Source organism: Microcoleus sp. T3_B1 (assembly GCF_036700445.1).
GTDB lineage: Bacteria > Cyanobacteriota > Cyanobacteriia > Cyanobacteriales > Microcoleaceae > Microcoleus.
In genome coordinates this window covers 22,272-38,525 of sequence record NZ_JAUBOX010000076.1, presented here as the reverse complement: position 1 = coordinate 38,525, position 16,254 = coordinate 22,272, and the positions used below count along the sequence as shown (strand labels likewise).

At 45.1% G+C, this 16,254-nt stretch carries 15 protein-coding genes; 8 read left to right on the top strand and 7 right to left on the bottom strand.

What is annotated here, in order from left to right; translation table 11 throughout:
- Positions 1-117: 117 nt before the first annotated feature.
- Positions 118-2,769: an EAL domain-containing protein gene (locus QT990_RS28345; protein WP_333145095.1), complete on the bottom strand. Its 2,652-nt coding sequence runs from the start codon at positions 2,767-2,769 to the stop codon at positions 118-120.
- A gap of 529 nt (positions 2,770-3,298) precedes the next feature.
- Positions 3,299-4,102 (bottom strand): DUF2267 domain-containing protein, encoded by an 804-nt coding sequence (locus QT990_RS28340; RefSeq protein WP_333145096.1) that lies wholly within the window; start codon positions 4,100-4,102, stop codon positions 3,299-3,301.
- Positions 4,103-4,546: 444 nt separating this feature from the next.
- Here QT990_RS28340 and QT990_RS28335 point away from each other — a divergent pair, with 444 nt between their 5' ends.
- Both QT990_RS28335 and QT990_RS28330 read left to right on the top strand, forming a co-directional pair.
- The gene (locus tag QT990_RS28335; RefSeq protein WP_333104665.1) at positions 4,547-4,672 is read left to right on the top strand and encodes a hypothetical protein; all 126 of its coding nucleotides are present in this window, start codon (positions 4,547-4,549) and stop codon (positions 4,670-4,672) included.
- On the top strand, positions 4,647-5,105 hold the full coding sequence (locus tag QT990_RS28330; protein ID WP_333145097.1) for a response regulator: 459 nt from the start codon (positions 4,647-4,649) through the stop codon (positions 5,103-5,105). Before QT990_RS28335 ends, QT990_RS28330 begins: the two co-directional genes overlap by 26 nt.
- Here QT990_RS28330 and QT990_RS28325 read toward each other — a convergent pair.
- From QT990_RS28325 to QT990_RS28315, 3 genes are all read right to left on the bottom strand, one after another.
- Complete coding sequence (locus QT990_RS28325) at positions 5,074-5,490, bottom strand: DUF2294 domain-containing protein (RefSeq protein WP_333466043.1); 417 nt, start codon at positions 5,488-5,490, stop codon at positions 5,074-5,076. The genes QT990_RS28330 and QT990_RS28325 overlap by 32 nt on opposite strands.
- A 103-nt stretch (positions 5,491-5,593) precedes the next feature.
- Complete coding sequence (locus QT990_RS28320; protein ID WP_333284051.1) at positions 5,594-5,971, bottom strand: BON domain-containing protein; 378 nt, start codon at positions 5,969-5,971, stop codon at positions 5,594-5,596.
- A 290-nt stretch (positions 5,972-6,261) separates the two neighbouring features.
- The gene (locus QT990_RS28315; protein WP_333466042.1) at positions 6,262-6,591 is read right to left on the bottom strand and encodes an alpha amylase C-terminal domain-containing protein; all 330 of its coding nucleotides are present in this window, start codon (positions 6,589-6,591) and stop codon (positions 6,262-6,264) included.
- A 1,105-nt stretch (positions 6,592-7,696) separates the two neighbouring features.
- Between QT990_RS28315 and QT990_RS28310 the strand changes: the two genes are divergently transcribed.
- A complete protein-coding gene (locus tag QT990_RS28310) occupies positions 7,697-7,945 on the top strand; it encodes a hypothetical protein (protein ID WP_333145102.1) in 249 nt (82 codons plus the stop codon).
- A 351-nt stretch (positions 7,946-8,296) separates the two neighbouring features.
- Here the strand turns inward: QT990_RS28310 and QT990_RS28305 are convergent, their stop codons facing one another.
- Both QT990_RS28305 and QT990_RS28300 read right to left on the bottom strand, forming a co-directional pair.
- On the bottom strand, positions 8,297-9,142 hold the full coding sequence (locus tag QT990_RS28305) for a cyanophycinase (RefSeq protein ID WP_333145103.1): 846 nt from the start codon (positions 9,140-9,142) through the stop codon (positions 8,297-8,299).
- 351 nt (positions 9,143-9,493) lie between these two features.
- Positions 9,494-9,691 carry a hypothetical protein gene (locus QT990_RS28300; protein ID WP_333057913.1) on the bottom strand — a complete coding sequence of 66 codons (198 nt, stop codon included), beginning with the start codon at positions 9,689-9,691 and terminating at the stop codon, positions 9,494-9,496.
- 395 nt (positions 9,692-10,086) lie between these two features.
- On the opposite strand from QT990_RS28300, the gene QT990_RS28295 reads away from it, so the two are divergent.
- From QT990_RS28295 to QT990_RS28275, 5 genes are all read left to right on the top strand, one after another.
- A complete protein-coding gene (locus QT990_RS28295; protein ID WP_333310348.1) occupies positions 10,087-11,997 on the top strand; it encodes an ATP-binding protein in 1,911 nt (636 codons plus the stop codon).
- Between the two features lie 377 nt (positions 11,998-12,374).
- Positions 12,375-14,462, top strand: coding sequence for a CHASE domain-containing protein (locus QT990_RS28290; RefSeq protein ID WP_333466041.1), 2,088 nt, complete (start codon positions 12,375-12,377; stop codon positions 14,460-14,462).
- A gap of 617 nt (positions 14,463-15,079) precedes the next feature.
- Entirely contained in the window at positions 15,080-15,703 is a 624-nt protein-coding gene (locus QT990_RS28285) for an alpha/beta hydrolase (protein ID WP_333145106.1), read from the top strand.
- Positions 15,704-15,748: 45 nt separating this feature from the next.
- Complete coding sequence (isiD, locus tag QT990_RS28280) at positions 15,749-15,961, top strand: protein IsiD (protein ID WP_006632739.1); 213 nt, start codon at positions 15,749-15,751, stop codon at positions 15,959-15,961.
- A gap of 87 nt (positions 15,962-16,048) precedes the next feature.
- A complete protein-coding gene (locus QT990_RS28275) occupies positions 16,049-16,207 on the top strand; it encodes a hypothetical protein (protein WP_333145107.1) in 159 nt (52 codons plus the stop codon).
- Positions 16,208-16,254 lie beyond the last annotated feature (47 nt).

The following is a 16,254-nucleotide window of genomic DNA, read 5'->3' as shown; positions in this document are numbered from 1 at the left end:
AACAAAATGGTACACCGCATATTTGTCTATAAGTGTATCATTTTGTCTATTTATTCGCTACCTAGGGACTAGCTCCGCGCCGGAAACGGCGAAAGCCTTTGTCCCTACAGATATCGCTCAAAAGAGAAGCTTTTGTTTGTTCCCCGATTGATTTTCTAGGCACAATTGGGTTATAGCCGCCGCCGGTATTGGTTTGCTAAAGAAGTAACCCTGACCCATATCGCACTTATGCGATCGCAAAAAAGCCAACTGTTCTGCTGTTTCCACTCCCTCAGCAATCACCTGTAAATTCAGGCCCTGTCCCAAGGCGATCGCCAGTTTCACAATAGTAGCACCGCTGCTGCCCGTCACCAAATCTGCCACGAAAGATTTGTCTATTTTTAAATTATTGAGCGGAAAGTTTTTCAGAGACCACAGCGAAGAATAACCCGTGCCAAAATCGTCCAGAGAAATGTGAATTCCCATGTCCTGCAACTGCTGCAATACCGACACCGTAAAGCTCACATCTGTCATGGCAATGCTCTCGGTAATTTCTATTTCTAAATATTCGGGATTTAACTTGGTTTCTGATAAAATTTCAGCGATGATTTGTACCGTATGAGGTTGCAGAAACTGGCGGGCTGATAAATTCACCGCTATCCGCATCGGCGGCAATCCCAGTAACTGCCACGCTCGATTTTGCAAGCAAGCAGTCCGCATCACCCATTCGTCAATTTGGCAGATTAATCCTGTTTCCTCAGCTAAGGGAATAAATCGATCGGGAGGAATCAAACCGCGTTCGGGATGCTCCCAGCGAATCAGAGCTTCCATGCCCACTATTTTGCCAGTATTTAAATTTATTTGCGGTTGATAGTACAGGACAAACTCAGATTTGTTTAGAGCTTTGTAAAGATGATTTTCTAAGTTAAGATCCTCGGAGACTTTACTGCCGATCGCCTGCGTGTAAAACTGATAATTATTGCGACCTTTCTGTTTAGCTTTGTACATCGCAGCATCAGCATTTTTTAGCAAAGTTTCTGCATCTTCTCCGTCGTAAGGAGCCAAAGCAATTCCCAAGCTCGCCTTAATATAAAGTTCCAAACCATCAAAATCAAAAGGACTGCTTAAACTCTGGATAATTAACTGGCAAATCTTAGTTGCTTCCTCCGGGGTGTTGATATTGTACAGCAGCACAGTAAATTCATCGCCGCCCCAACGAGCCATCGAATCCCCGACGCGCAAACAGTTAGTCAAACGCCGAGATACACTTTGCAGCAACAAATCGCCCACTGGGTGACCGAGAGTATCGTTAACATTTTTAAATCTATCTAAATCTAGAAAGATTACCGCCAGCATTTCTCCATTTTGGTGAGCGCTAGCTAAAGCTAAAGACAGCCTTTCATTAAACAGTAATCTATTAGGTAAACCAGTTAAGGGGTCGTGAGAAGCTTGATGTCGGATCATGGCCTCGACGCGCCTCTGCATTACAGCCATGTACAGGTGAGTTCCTAAAGATTGTGCTAGCTTCTGTTCCTCGCTAGTCCACTTTTGAGCTTCGCCTGTTTTGATTTCTTTCCAAGCTGCAAAGGACTGTCGGGGACGATCGCTCCGGGCGTCCGAACTGCAACGGCCCGCCCACAAAATTTCGGTTTGTATAGGGCTGCGAAAAACGGTGAGACAGCCGATGCACTGTTGGCGGTATTGCAGCGGTACTGCCAAAAATGATCGAATGGAAGCTGCGACTAAATTGGCAGATACAGATTTGAGTTGAGGTTCTTTAGAAATATCGGAAATTGCGTACAAGTGCGGTACGAGAAAACTGGAAATATTGCTGTCAATTGAACTGTAATGCTGGGAATATAGATTTTCAAAAATACCTAATTGGCTTTTCTGATTAGCAGTTTGTGCTGGCTCGTCTTGGTTTGCCCTCCACATAATCTGCTGCCAAAACGGGCTGAGTTCAAGGTCAATGTCTGCGGGCTGCTGGCCACAGGTATAAAGCAAAGCGGGCCGATCGCCAAACTCGGCTGCAAGGTAGAGTCGCCCTCCTGAACCACGCAAATGCTTGACAGTTTGTTCGAGAACTGCTTTCCGAATTTCGTTTAGTTCCAAAGGAGAATGCAGCAAACTGGTAATTTGGTTGATAACGGCTTCGTCACGCGCTTGCTGTCTAGCTTGACTCAGCAGAAAAGATTGGGCGATCGCAATTGAAAGTTGATCCACAAGCAACTGCACCATTTTCAATTCTCGATCGCTAAACCGTTTCGGTTGGCTGTGATGAGACACCAACAGTCCCCAAAGGTGATTTTGATGCAAAATCGGCACCGTCAGAGAAGAACGTGCCCCCATAGCCTTCAGATATTCAGCGTGACAGGGGTCTACAGGACGATAGCTAATATCTTCAACTGCTAAAGTTTTGCCGCTTTCGGGACAATCTAACCGATTAATTGTTTGATGCTTCAATTCCACATCTACAATCACTCGCTGCCGCGCTTTGAGAAACATTTCCCGAGCACTCTGGGGAATGTCGCCTGGTGGAAAGCGCAAACCCAGCATCGAGGGCAACTTGTCGCCGTTGATGGACTCAGCAATGACCTCCCCGCTACCGTCGGCCTCAAAGCGATAAACTTTTACTCGATCGCTTTCTAAAAAGCTGCGGATTTCTCGCGCAGTGGTGGTCAAAATCTCTTGGAGTTCTAAAGAGTTACGGATGCGATTGGTAATTCGATTGAGTAAAATCTCTTGTTCTAAAGTCGATCGTGACATTTGTGTAACTTTGGTGCGGGTCATCGCTTTTGAGCTCCCGGGCTGTTGACAGCATTTTTGCGAGCCACAGTCTTAACTTGCCCTGTATTATACATTACAATACTTTCGTTCCGTCTAGGGGCTTGACCCAACCCAAGAGCGCGAAACTCTGTTTCTGGGGATATTTCCACTTTTTAGACAAATTTCAGTGATAAACCGGGTTTTTCACAGCACTTATATCAATTCCGGTAATACCGGAATGATGGTTGACTGTTGACTGTTGACTGTTGACTGTTGACTGTTGACTGTTGTCAGTTGACTGTTGACTCGATTTTATGATTCCGATGCAACGGGAAACGATATGACAAGGCAAGGCAAGAGCGATGTGACAATTAGTGAGGACTCAAGTTCGATCGAGTTCGATCGGGACTCAAGCCCTCACTACAAAGCAATTGCACAGCTACAAGACAAAAGCTATAGAGAAACCGGGTTGACCAACCAGTTTTCTGCCCTCTGGAGGGAGAATACTGGTTAGTCAACCCGGCTGGTAAGTATTTATACCTGAAAAATGGCGTTAAGCCGACGCCCAAATTTCCCGAATTCTGTCCGGCAAAAAGCCAGCTATTTCCTGAATTCGCTCCTCGGACAGCTCATCCTTCGTTGCCGAAAATACAGCGGCGATCGCAGTTTCCGGTTTTACTCCTGAAGGAAGTGCGCCTTCTAGTTCCACCCTGCGTGCAAACAAATTGCCATCGATCCCCGCAGGTGCAGGCGGGCCGGTCAAAGGTTGACGTATGCGGCTGAGCAATCCCACCAGCGGATTGGTATCTTTCCAGAGGTCTGCTATTTCTTGTTGCAGGGTTTTGTCATCCGTAGGCAAAACTTCTTTGTGCAATTCAGATTCCACGTGCTCGATGGCGTCTTTTGTCATCACATCGCGCATGACCCGGTACACTACTTCGGTAATGTCGCGGGCATCAAAAATATCCTCCAAGTGACCGTTTACCATCACTTTTTCCAAAAACGGCATATCCTTTGAAGCGATAGGAACTGCCGATCCTTCGTGGTGGAGCGAGGTCGGAGGATTCGTCTCCATTTTGTGTAACAGTTTGCGACCTTTGTCTGTTAACTCAGCTTCTTGAAATGCCACTAAAGGCGGCACTAACTCAGCTCCTCCATAAGGCTCGCCACTAAACTGAGCTTTGATAAATTCCCTTTGGTTGAGGTAGTCCAAATGACCGAGCAATTCCGCTTCCGCCACCGGGTGACCGACATATTCTTCGGCTGCGTTCCTAATTTCCGACTCTCCCCTGCCGTTTCCGCTACCAATTTTTTTGAGCAAAATGTAAGTCAGGTCGTCTCTGATTGGAATTGTCATTAAAACCTCCTAGGTTAATATCCGGTAAAGCTTAAGTAAAAACAGAATCTTTTTACTTGCTTAAATTGTGATGATTACTACTTAAAAACATTGAAGTATAAACTAGACTAATCAAGTATCTCTCAGCAGGTGGAAGTTATTAAAATTAAGTATCGGTTAGAATCTTCCTTTAGGTAGATCCTTGTATGGAAACCCATGTTTAATGTGGTTAATATCCTAAAAAGCTGTCGCTACTATTCAATGCTATTAAGCGAGGATGCTTTCTTGGTAAGAGTTTTCGTATTTATTGCGTATTTTTACCAAGGCTGACGCACCAAGAGGGCCTCACCTGGTAATTGGTGCTGGGAGAGGTAGAATTAAGCAGATGCTATGGAATCAATCAACTGCGGTCGTTTTGCACGCAGCTTGTAGGGATATTGTATCGGGTGAGACCAAAAACTGGTCATGGGAGAGCTACAAATACGAGCCAATCTGTTTCAAGTGCCGCAGCGCCACTTGAAGAATGCCTCGGAGACAAATTTTTTGATGGTTGCGATCGGCATTTATGAACTACCTTCATTGGGACAATAAATTGGAATCCTCGTCTTTTATTAGCGGTCAACCCCCGGTTGATAAGCGTCCTTTAGTGTTGGCTGTAGACGACAATCCAGACAACTTAGAGCTGCTGACACAAATACTCGATTTATTCGGCTGCGAGTGTGTGGGAGCAGTTGACGGGTACGCAGCTCTTTCAGCAGCAGTGGATAGACAGCCCGATCTAATCGTACTCGACATTTGCCTGCCGGATATAGACGGTATGGAAGTAGTAAAGCGCGCCCAACAAAACCCCGAGATCAGACATATTCCGATTGTTGCTGTCACAGCACTAGCAAAACCAGAAGACCGCGCTCGAATTCTCCAAGCTGGCTGCGTGGAATACCTTTCCAAACCTTTTAACATCAAAGATTTAGAAACAGTTATCCGCCAGCACATCAACTCTCCACTGGCTTTGGTGGAGTTTTAGATTTATAATTAGAATCACGAACTTGAGGTGCAGAGTCCAAAATTGCGATCGTCCCAGTGCGGCCTGTCTCCAAGGTCGCATCGCGGAGCAAATCAGTGACTCCCACGCCCAAAACCTTTTGGATTAATTCTTTCAGTGGCAATTCCAGAACAGATTCTAATTGTGTTCGCACCTGCAAAGCCAAATCTTCCTGACCGTTCTGAGCCAGCAGTTTTTCGGGTTGAGTAAGCCCATTTTCGACAACAATTATCAATTTGTTATCCAAAAGATTGCAGAGCGCCTGACTCGTTGGGTGTCCGAGTTGAGAGCGGTACAAAGCTTGAATTCCCTGCGAAAGAGTCCGTTCTAATTTACCCCGAGTAGGTTCTAAGGTTTCCCCTGCCATATTTTTTCTTTAAACCATAATAGATAAAAAAGACTGTTAGCAGTTAACAGTTAACTGTTAGCTGTTAACTGCTAACTGCTAACTGTTAGAAATAACCGTCGCGTTAGCCGACAGTAACTTCATTAGTTTCCACCCCAGTTGCACCCTTAACACCTTTAGCAATTGTCACCAACTTGTTGACAATTTCCTGACTGGGAACTGTACCTTTGAGAACTACCGTAGTGCCAAGTTGAGCCACATAAACAGTCTCAATATCCGCAACATCTGGATTTGCATCGAAAGCCTGAGCCACCCGTTTAGCTAAACCGCTTTGATCGTATTCTCCGTTCAAGCCCATGCGTTCCGGCGGGATTGTCTGAGCGCTCGCAGCAGGTTGAGCTTGAGCTTGAGATTGAGCTACAGGTGCTTGGTAAGCAGGAGCGTCAACTGTTTCTTGATTGTCTTTTTTTTCTAAACCAAACAATCTTTTTAGCCAGCCCATAGAGTTTGTCCTCCGACAAAGTTTGTGTTAATTAACGTGTTAATTCACGTGTTAATTCACGTGTTAATTCACGGTTGGCAAGTCGCCCTGTAATTGTTATTCTCAATACCAGGAATTACGATCGCACTCTTGGATGCAGAAACCGAGTTTTTTTTACAAAAAAGTATCGTTACAGCCATCCGCCCCGGTAGAAAAACCCGGTTTCTTGACTTTGGTGCGCCCATCCTAAATACAATTTACTGTTGTACAACTTCGCCCATCATCTGCCTGGAGACATAATTCTCCCACTCTCAAACAAATACTTGGGCTGACCATTCCGGCAAATCAAACTTAAAGCCTTCTTCCCCAACTTCTACTATTTTGTTGTACATCCACTCGTGCCAAGTTCCCCCAGCCGGAAACTTAGGAATGCAGTAAGCAGATAGATAATTATCCGAAAAATTAGCGACAACTACTGCTCGCGTTCCCTCATCGCTCCAGCGGTAATAAGCCAGCACTTTGGCTTCGGGATTTTCGTGGATGAATTCAATATTGTCGGTATAAAGTGCCGGCAAATGTTGCCGCAGCCGAATCATGTGTTTGTAGTATTCCCACAACTCATGATTTGGCTGATTTTTCAACAAAGACCATTGCAGGGCGTTGCTGATTTATGGTATGAAAGGCTAAATATGCAAGTCATAGAAACCAGTATCTACAAAGCTTCGGGATTTTCAACTTATTTTTTTTCATACCCTGATTAAGCAACGCCCTGAATTTTAGTGCGGAAATAACCTCTGTCATTTTTTTCTAAGGGATTTTTTTGCCATAAGGAAAGGAAAAGAAGCCGAGCAGTGTAGCTGCTTTGTTGTTGGAAGCGAAGAGTTTAAATTCAATTGCAGCGGCCATGAATAGCTTGTTTGCAGAACTTATAAGTGTGATTAGTATTGATTTTTACAATTTTGCAAATTTGTCGCCATCGTTCTTAAGAGTTAAACCTGTAACTCTTATGTTGTAAGGTACTTGGGACCGCACGCGGAGGATTTAGTAGTGCCAACCCTAGCGATTGAGTAAGGTGCGCCCCTAGGCACCCGGAAACCTGATTTTAATCAAAAATGTAGTTAAAGTAACTAAAAATTATTAAGCGCTGTTTATGAAAAATAGTCGGGACTGTTTTTAGTTAGTAGTCTGAAACCCTAGATTTTCCGTTGGTAGCGAACTTGCCGTGGAGCCTTGAAACCCTTATTATACGGTGGGTATCAAAAACTGTCCGAAGTATTGTATGAAAATTAATTTAACTTTTGATAACTAGATAAATCGTGGTGAACATTTAACATTTGTAACTAAAGAAACATTTTTTAGCCTACAGGAATAATACCGTAGAAAGATGCCATTTTATGCGGAAACAGCGAGGATGAGCTTGTAATTGTAAGGCAAGGGAAACCCGAAAAATGAATCCTTTATTCAACGGGGTTTTCCTGCGACTTTAAGCCAAGTTTGAGCCGAGAAGAGCAATGATTATTTTTGCTTATGTCTTGGTATCACTTGTTTTATAGTTTTTGACTGGTAAACTTTGTAGAACCTTTCATCAGCTTTAACGACTGCTGCTACCTCAGTAATTGGTAATTGGTGAAAATCTCATTCGTCCCTGTTACCCGTTAGATATTCCGAGCAGTGGCTTAAGGCTCTAAAAGTTTAATGTGGGATGTTGGCGAATTACCGTTACTGTAAAACTCTGGAGTGTTAAAAATGCTAAAACAAATGTGTTGGTTGCCCAGATTGGGACGCAATGGAGAAAAGATATTGCACTTACGCACCGATGCCCGTCAGGGGTGGCGGCCTTATACAGCTTTTCCGCAGTTCGCTGTATCCGACTACCGGGAACCGGGCGGTTCTAAGGGATGGGCAACATATCAGAAGCTGAGAACTCAAGGGTGGAATTTAATATCGACCGCAGAAGGGCAGCAGTCGATTTTTGGCGAACAGAAAAGTGCTTAAAAAACCCGAAACCGCAGCAATAAAAGAAGAGGTAAAATCCTCTTCTTTTTATTACTTTTGGAGAGAGCAACTGGGTTTTTAACCATCCTACTTGGTAGAATGGGTAAGGTGTGCAGTGCTGACCTTATACCAATTTAATGTGAAGTTGTACATATCTCGATCCCCCTAAATCCCCCTTAACAAGGGGAGTAGGGGTTGACTTTGAGAAGAATCTTGTCCCCCCCTTTGTAGGGGCGGTGCGACCCCTACTCCCCGTGCCCGCCCTCTTGGCTAGGGGGGGATCGGATTCTATGCAACCTCATAAAAAATTGGTATTACATAATTTTGAGATGTTTGCCAGTTGCAAGTAAATTAGGCGATCGCCCTTTCTTTCTCTGCTGTAATTGCTACGTTATGGAGCACCGGCTGGTGAGTTTTCAAGTTAAACCGGTATCCGTGGGGGAGGATGTGCAACTTGGCCCCGCAAATCGCCAAAGCCTCATCCTTCAACAGTCCCTCCAGATTGTCGTGGAGTTGTTCCGACGAGTCGATGACAGTTACAGCGCTTTCGCCAATGACTTCCAACTCGTCACCGTGGACTAAAATAGCTGTATTTTCGTCAATACCAAATCCCAACACGGCCGGTTGCAGCAAGAGTGCCGAAACTAAGCGTCCCAGACGACCTCGCTGGGCGAAATGCTGGTCGATGACAACTCCTGGAAGGAAACCCATCCCCGGCCCCATTGCTACCACATCAACGCGGGGATTTGTCTCCGAGTCTCCTTCAATAATCATCACGTCTGGCATCATCGCCGCGCCGGCACTGGTGCCGCCAATGATAATCCCTTCAGAGAAGCGTTTGTGCATAGCTGCGTCGAGTTTGGTGTCTTTCAAGCAGCTAATAATCCGCGCTTGATCTCCGCCGGTAAAGAATATGCCAGTCGCTTGTTCGATCGCTTCTAAATAATCTGGATTGTTGGCATCTTCCGGTTTCTGGGTGTCAACAACTCGCACATCTTCAGCGCCGAGTCGCTCAAACACTCGGATGTAATTATCTCCTACTTCTCCCGGCAGGCTTGTCGCAGCCGTCATCACTACAATGCGGGCTTTAGTGCCTCCGGCGCAGCGCAAGAATTCCCGCAGAATTTTGCAGTCCCCCTCTTTGTCTTCGGCACCACCAATAATTAGCAACTTCCCCTGAATTTCGCTGCTCGCCATATTATCTCCACTGTTAATTTATTAATAATTTCACTAAAACACAAACTTCTTTTTTCCGAAAACCGCCAAAAGGTATATATAGATACCAAAAACCTCTCAGACTTCTACCCCTCCAGGGCGCACACAGCAAGGGTGATATGGGAGTTTACTCATCCTCGATGATCGACAGACACAAAAAACTTACCCCCCCTAACAGGAGATAGGGGGGGTCAACAAATGAGCTTAAATTACAGGGCCCACGCGCGCGCGGTGATCAATCCGGTTTCTGATCCGATTCTTCGCTAATCCTCCTCTGATTGCTCGTAGAAATCCGGTTGATGAGCGTAAGTCCTCAATTAGTCCGATCGCCCGTTAGTGCGATCGATCGATCAAATTGCTCAATATGGTACTCGCCCGTTCTAAAGGTAGGTGTCTGGGTTTGCCGTTCCAGACAATCTGATATTCGTTGCTGTTTTGACCATCACCGTAGCCAGAAATTAGCTTCCGGTGAAATGCTTCCTCAGCTAAGTGGTGAACTTTTTCCCTGAGAGCAGTTTGTGCGATCTTCATAATTTGCTGCCTCTTAAATTTTCTTTCACTGTCATAAACAATTATAAGTACAGAGTGTACCTCTCAAAAGTTATAGCTTTTTTTTGGGAGGGGGGAAAGAAGTAGTCATTAGTCATAAGTGCTTAGTCATCAATGCTTAGTCATCAATGCTTAGTTATCTATGCTTAGTCATCTATGCTGAGTCAGATGTGGAAGGAAGAAGGAATATTTTCCCACTCTCACCCTCTCCCCCTCTCCCCATCTCCCCTACTCTCCCACTCCCCCTTTCGGGCAATACTCAAGGCAGAATGGGTCGGAGTATTTGTCTCACTGCTGGAATATCTATGCCCGCAGGTAGTATCCCATGCACCGACTATAAAGTTACCGTAAAAAATTAGGTCAAAGGAGGTTAGAAAATGCTGCAAGAAAAAACCACTGAAACAGCCCGCGTCAATGCTCGAAAAACCGATATTTTTGATGTTTTCAACTTCAAACACTATATCGGGCCCAACCCTTATTTAGACACCGCGGCTTTAGTTTTTGATTTCGCGGTGACGGGGGCGAGCGAACCTTTGCCGATCGCACATTACCAGGAAATTATTAGCGAGCGCTACCCGCAACTGCTGCACGAAACTTTCTCGAACCATGCCCAACTGTTCGGCCGTACCGCCTCAGAAGTAGGAAAACTCGACATGGGTTTGCACTTCCAACACTGGAACATCAAGCCGTTTTCTCAGTTTAACAGAATCAGCATAGAAGCACTTCACGCCCGCACTGCCAGAGCAGTAGTGTACGCAGTTTGGGATTGGTTTGAAGCCATTAATCAAAATCAAGACTTTCCCTTGGAAGCACAAATGGGCGCGCTGCAAAATATGTTCCGGCAGTCAGTTTACGGAGGCCCGACAGTTTATTCGTTAATGCGATCGGCATCCCAAAAAGGCATTCCCGCATTTTATTTGTGGGATGAAGGACTAATGCAATATGGGTACGGCAAAAAACTGGTTCGTGGCTCTGCAACTACCTTTGATTCTGACAGCCACTTAGACTCAGATTTTACCACGCGCAAAGACGATTGTAAAGCTTTTCTCGCTACATTAGGATTTCCTGTTCCCAAAGGCGATATCGTCTCCACAGAAAACGGAGCTCTGGCAGTTGCTAGAGAAATTGGCTACCCAGTTGCTATCAAACCAGTAGTCGGTCATAAAGGAATTGGCGTAACAGCAGATGTCCGGGATGCCGAGGAATTGCAGGCAGCTTTTAAAAGAGCAGTTAAGGCCATTCCCGAAACAGACCCGGTGCGAGTAATTGTGGAAAACAGCATCAAAGGATCGGATTTTAGGCTGCTGTGCGTGGACGGCAAATTTGTTTCTGCAACTGAACGCCGACCCGCTTGCGTAACAGGTGATGGCGACTCAACAATTCGCGAATTGATCCGCCGTGAAAACCGCAAACCAGAACGTTTGGATACGCCAACTTCGGCGATGAGCAAAATTCAGTCCGACGAAGCGATGGAAATGTATCTGGAAGAACAAGGGCTGTCATTGGATAGTGTGCCAACTCGCGATCGCACTGTGTATCTACGCAAAGTCGCTAATCTTTCCGCAGGCGGCATCAGCATCGACGCTACCCGCACTATTCACCCGGATAACATTGTTTTGGCTCAAGATATCGCCCTACATTTTCGGTTAACTTGTTTGGGGATTGATGTCATAACAGAAACTCTCGCCAAATCTTGGAAAACCGGCAATTTTGGGATTATCGAGATCAATGCCGCGCCGGGAATTTTTATGCACCTCAACCCCGCTGTCGGCGAAGGAGTTGATGTGCCTTCCCATATTATCGAAACTTTCTTTGAATCGGGAAAATCAGCCAGAATTCCGATTATTACTTTCAACAGAATTTCGGTACATGACCTACAAGAAACCATCGACCATATTCTGTTGCAGCATCCCGATTGGACAATCGGTGCTGTTTGTCGCGGTGGACTTTTTGTTAACCGTTCAGAAAAAGTTTTGAATAAGAATTACCATCTCAACTTGCAAAGTTTGCTGCGGAATCCCAAGCTCGATTTGTTAATTGCTGAATATCCAGAAGAGATTTTGGAAGCTGAGGGAATGTTTTATCGGGGCAGCAATATGGTGGTGCTGGACAATCCGGGAGAAACTGAGATGATGTTGGTCAGAGAAAGCACTGATGACGATACTGTTGTGGTGAGGGAAGGAAATAGTATTTCTCTTCGCCGGCAGGGATTGATCGAACAGTATACTCTGGGGGATGATGAACCGTTTACACGGGTTTATTTGAAGGAAATAGGGACTGTTTTGTAAGCGGTTCCACCTTTAAGTTGGCTTTGTGGGGCGGGTATTGAGTACCCGCCCCACCAGATCAAGGCTTTTTCTCGTTCCCAGGTTCTTCCGGGGCAGGAAGTTGGGAACGCCGAGATTGGAACAGAGTTCGTTACACTTAGTTACAATTGGTTTTAATTCCTCAGTCGTGGATGCACTATTCCTAAGAAACCCGGTTTCTTCCCAACTTTCTCGTTACCACACCAATATTTTCGTAGAAATTGGGTTTCTCAGGGTAAGTCCTATTGCTGCGATCGTAAGTTTTTAGACAATCTCGTTTGTGCGCTGTCCTTCGTGCTATCAAGGAATTTCACAAGTCCTTAAACGAATTGCACTCCGGTGGCAGAAGGTGTGGGAATATGAATCTTGCGAGCAATTGGTTTAATTCGCTGACCGAAAGTTTACAGTCGCACCGTCGTTACATTCCAGCAGCGCTGACTCTTTGCACCGGTACGAGTTTGTCCTTGGCAGCAGCAGCCGTTGTGTGGCATTCGGAACACCAACGAATGCAAGCTGAATTTCATCAGCAAGCCGATCGCCTGAATGTGACATTGCAGCAAAGCATCAACAAAAATTTAGAAGTTCTGTACTCACTTGAAGCATTCTACAGGGCATCTACTGAAGTTACCAGAGAAGATTTTAAGCAATTCGCTCAACCTGCACTTGCCCGAAATACTGCTATACATTCTGTTAACTGGATTCGGCGCGTGCCGGCTGCCCAAAAAGCAGCTTACGAAAAGACAATTCGAGCCGAAGGTTTTCCGACATTTCAAATTTACGAACGAACTCCTGACAAAAAGCAGGTCAAAGCAAAAGTGCGATCGGAATACTTTCCCATTATTTACAGAGAAGCACTAGAAGAAGATAACAAAGTGATCGGTTTTGATGTTGCCTCCAGCCCCGATCGCAAAACAGCTTTAGAGAAATCGGTGAATACCGGGAAAATAGCCGCTTCCGCGCGAATTAGATTAGTCAGCAACAATCAACCGGGATTGCAAGTATTTCTACCAGTACCCCGCCGCACAACTTCTGCAGATAACTCGGTCAACGGCCGCCCAAACCTAATGGGAGTTATTGCGGGTCTGTTTCAGATCACCAGTATGGTCGATTCCTCTTTAGAATCGCTAAATTTAGACAAGATTAATTTTTACCTCTATGACGACTCTGCTATAGAGAAAGAACGCTTTCTGGTGCGCTACGACTCACAAGCTAAGCAGTTGATAGATAACCCAAAACACGAAAAGCCAGAGTTAACTAATATCCGGGGAAAAATCTGTAAAAATCCTAGTGCTTGCACTCGCTTATTTAACGTAGCAGACCGCCAGTGGAGGCTGCTAGTTTTGCCTGGAAAGGGGTACAACAGTATGAGGACGTATCAGGGTTCGCTGGCAATTTGTGCGATCGGGCTATTGATGACTGGCAGCTTGACGATTTACCTGTTGATGTCTCTAGAACGTACTGCAAAAGTAGAACAGCAAGTGTACGATCGTACAATTCAACTAAAACAGCGCACCGCTGAACTAGAAACAGCACTAAAAAATTTGCAGGCAGCTCAATTTAAACTCATCCAAACTGAAAAGATGTCCAGCTTGGGGCAGTTGGTGGCTGGAGTTGCCCACGAAATTAACAATCCTGTCAACTTCATCTCTGGCAACCTGATCCATACAGGCGCATATACTAGAGACTTGCTCGAACTTGTGGAAATATACCAGCAGCAATATCCGAACCCAACCCCAGAAGTGCAAGCGAAACTAAAAGATATTGATTTGGAGTTTATCAGTGAAGACTTGCCTAAAATCCTAAAATCTATGAATATGGGAGCTGAACGTATCAGCCAGATCGTGCTTTCTCTGCGGAATTTTTCGCGCTTGGATGAAGCTGAAATGAAGTCGGTTGACATTCACCAAGGCATTGACAGCACCTTGATGATTTTGGATAGTCGGCTGAAACCCAAAGCTGATTTTTCGGGCATTAAACTTATCAAAGAATACGGAAATTTGCCATTAGTGGAGTGCTGGGCGGGACAATTGAATCAGGTATTTATGAATGTTTTAAGCAATGCTATTGATGTTTTATCTGATGAAGAAAATCAAAAAAGGCTAGAAAAAAATGCCTCGAACTCTGCATTTTTACCTACTATTCGGATTCGCACTGAACTCTTAAGTTCTAATTGTGTATGCGTGCGAATCGCTGACAATGGAACGGGCATGACGGAGAATGTAAAAAAACGTTTGTTTGATCCGTTTTTTACTACCAAGCCTGTAGGCAAAGGTACTGGCTTGGGATTGTCTATCTGCTATCAAATAGTGGACAAACATCACGGTTCGCTCAGGTGCGTATCGGCTCCGGGAGAGGGAACTGAATTCTGGATTGAGGTGCCGGTGCGGCAACAGTCTAAGCAATCTGTTTCTAAGGTTTTACCTGCGGTAGGTGTCAATCGATTTTAGATTTTAGATTTTAGATTTTAGAGGCGACCCCACGGATAAATTCGGTGGGCAATTTTCATCGGATATAAGTTTTTTGTTTCTTCATAAATTAATCTGCGGGCTTGTATCCTGGATGCTTTCGGTCAATTGGAATTAGCGGAACAAATCTCGCTTCTAGCGGAGTCTTGCTGGGAGCATCTCAATGAAAGCAGCGCAGCTATAAATTGGAGACAGGAGGCAGAAGATAGGAGGCAGGAGGGGGCAGGGGGCAGAAGGCAGGAGGCAGAAGGCAGGAGGCAGGAGGCAGGAGGCAGGAGGCAGGAGGCAGGAGGAAAGGAGGCAGAAAGAAGGAGCCAGAAGAAGTGTTTTTGCAAATAGGAGATGCTCCCTAATTCCTGTTTAGAAAAGGTGAACTATCCGCACTCTACTTTGGAAAGGCGCGATGTCGCACTCTACTTTCAACAGTTAACAGTCAACAGTTAACAGTCAACAGTCAACAGTCAACAGTCAACTATTATAGTTATTAGCAAGCGCGTGCTAATTCCCAGTGGAATATTACCGAAAACAAATATCTGGGGTTTTACCAGTCGTAACAATTTATAATTGTAGCAAGGCCAAATTACCAATTATTAACTACGATGTCTTTACAATCTATTAGCATACCGCCCACAACGGAGCGCAAACCTGTCGCTTTGATGGTCGCTTTGCATGGATGGGGTGCTAATGCGCGGGATTTGACTTCCTTAGCACCCTTTTTCAATTTGCCGGATTATCAGTTTGTGTTTCCCGATGCCCCCTTTCCCCATCCCCAGGTAATGAGTGGCAAAGCGTGGTATAACCTTCAAAGCAAAGACGCTCAGGGATTGGTAGAAAGCCGGCAATTGCTGAGGGAATTTTTGCTGTCTTTGGAAAGCACCACGGGCGTGCCTTTGTCTCGCACGATTTTAGGTGGCTTTTCTCAAGGCGGAGCGATGACTCTAGATGTGGGATTGACTTTGCCCCTAGCTGGTTTAATTTGTCTTAGTGGTTATTTACACCAGATTTCGCCAGTTGCTGGGAGTGCTTTGCCACCTGTTTTAATCGTACACGGTACTCAAGATACTATTGTTCCCGTTAGTGCTGCTGCGCGATCGCGCGAGAGTTTGACGGCTTGGGGAGCTGCGGTGCAGTATCGAGAATTTAACATGGGACACGAGATTCTGCCGGAAGTTATAGAGGTAATGCGAAGTTTTGTTGTAGAAACTGTGTCGAAATCTGATTAAAGGTTTAGTATATAGTATGGCGGAAGTCTCGGGCAGGGGAAAAAAATGAAAACTTTAACCAAAGCATCGCGCGATATTGCTGTACTTACTTCTCAGGACGTGGCAGAATTGGCTGTCCGTTTGGAAGTTGACGATTATACAGATCCTTTTGAGGGATTGAATGATTGGCATTTGTTGCGATCGCTTGCTTTTCAGCGGCCGGAGCTGGTTGAACCTTATCTCCACCTTCTGGATATGGAAGCCTACGACGAAGCATAGACTGAAAAATCTAGCTCAAAAATTTCGACGGAATTGAGGAAGAAGTTAGCAGCATATTTTGTTGCGGATTAAACAGATGAATGAGGGATGTTAGTCTGTCTTTATCTTAATTTCTTTCTTGATTCTTTTTTATGGCTGAAGGAAGAAGGAAGAAGGAAGAAGGAATTAGGAAGAAGGAAGAAGGAATTAGGAAGAAGGAAGAAGGAAGAAGGAATTAGGAAGAAGGAATTAGGAAGAAGGAATTAGGAAGAAGGAATTAGGAAGAAGGAATTAGGAAGAAGGAATTAGGAAGA

Bases quoted from the DNA above. Each gene is read 5' to 3' on its own strand.
- QT990_RS28345 (WP_333145095.1), bottom strand. From the start codon at position 2,769: ATGACCCGCACCAAAGTTACACAAATGTCACGATCGACTTTAGAACAA.
- QT990_RS28340 (WP_333145096.1), bottom strand. From the start codon at position 4,102: ATGACAATTCCAATCAGAGACGACCTGACTTACATTTTGCTCAAAAAA.
- QT990_RS28335 (WP_333104665.1), top strand. From the start codon at position 4,547: ATGGGAGAGCTACAAATACGAGCCAATCTGTTTCAAGTGCCGCAGCGC.
- QT990_RS28330 (WP_333145097.1), top strand. From the start codon at position 4,647: ATGAACTACCTTCATTGGGACAATAAATTGGAATCCTCGTCTTTTATT.
- QT990_RS28325 (WP_333466043.1), bottom strand. From the start codon at position 5,490: ATGGCAGGGGAAACCTTAGAACCTACTCGGGGTAAATTAGAACGGACT.
- QT990_RS28320 (WP_333284051.1), bottom strand. From the start codon at position 5,971: ATGGGCTGGCTAAAAAGATTGTTTGGTTTAGAAAAAAAAGACAATCAA.
- QT990_RS28310 (WP_333145102.1), top strand. From the start codon at position 7,697: ATGCTAAAACAAATGTGTTGGTTGCCCAGATTGGGACGCAATGGAGAA.
- QT990_RS28305 (WP_333145103.1), bottom strand. From the start codon at position 9,142: ATGGCGAGCAGCGAAATTCAGGGGAAGTTGCTAATTATTGGTGGTGCC.
- QT990_RS28300 (WP_333057913.1), bottom strand. From the start codon at position 9,691: ATGAAGATCGCACAAACTGCTCTCAGGGAAAAAGTTCACCACTTAGCT.
- QT990_RS28295 (WP_333310348.1), top strand. From the start codon at position 10,087: ATGCTGCAAGAAAAAACCACTGAAACAGCCCGCGTCAATGCTCGAAAA.
- QT990_RS28290 (WP_333466041.1), top strand. From the start codon at position 12,375: ATGAATCTTGCGAGCAATTGGTTTAATTCGCTGACCGAAAGTTTACAG.
- QT990_RS28285 (WP_333145106.1), top strand. From the start codon at position 15,080: ATGTCTTTACAATCTATTAGCATACCGCCCACAACGGAGCGCAAACCT.
- isiD (WP_006632739.1), top strand. From the start codon at position 15,749: ATGAAAACTTTAACCAAAGCATCGCGCGATATTGCTGTACTTACTTCT.
- QT990_RS28275 (WP_333145107.1), top strand. From the start codon at position 16,049: ATGTTAGTCTGTCTTTATCTTAATTTCTTTCTTGATTCTTTTTTATGG.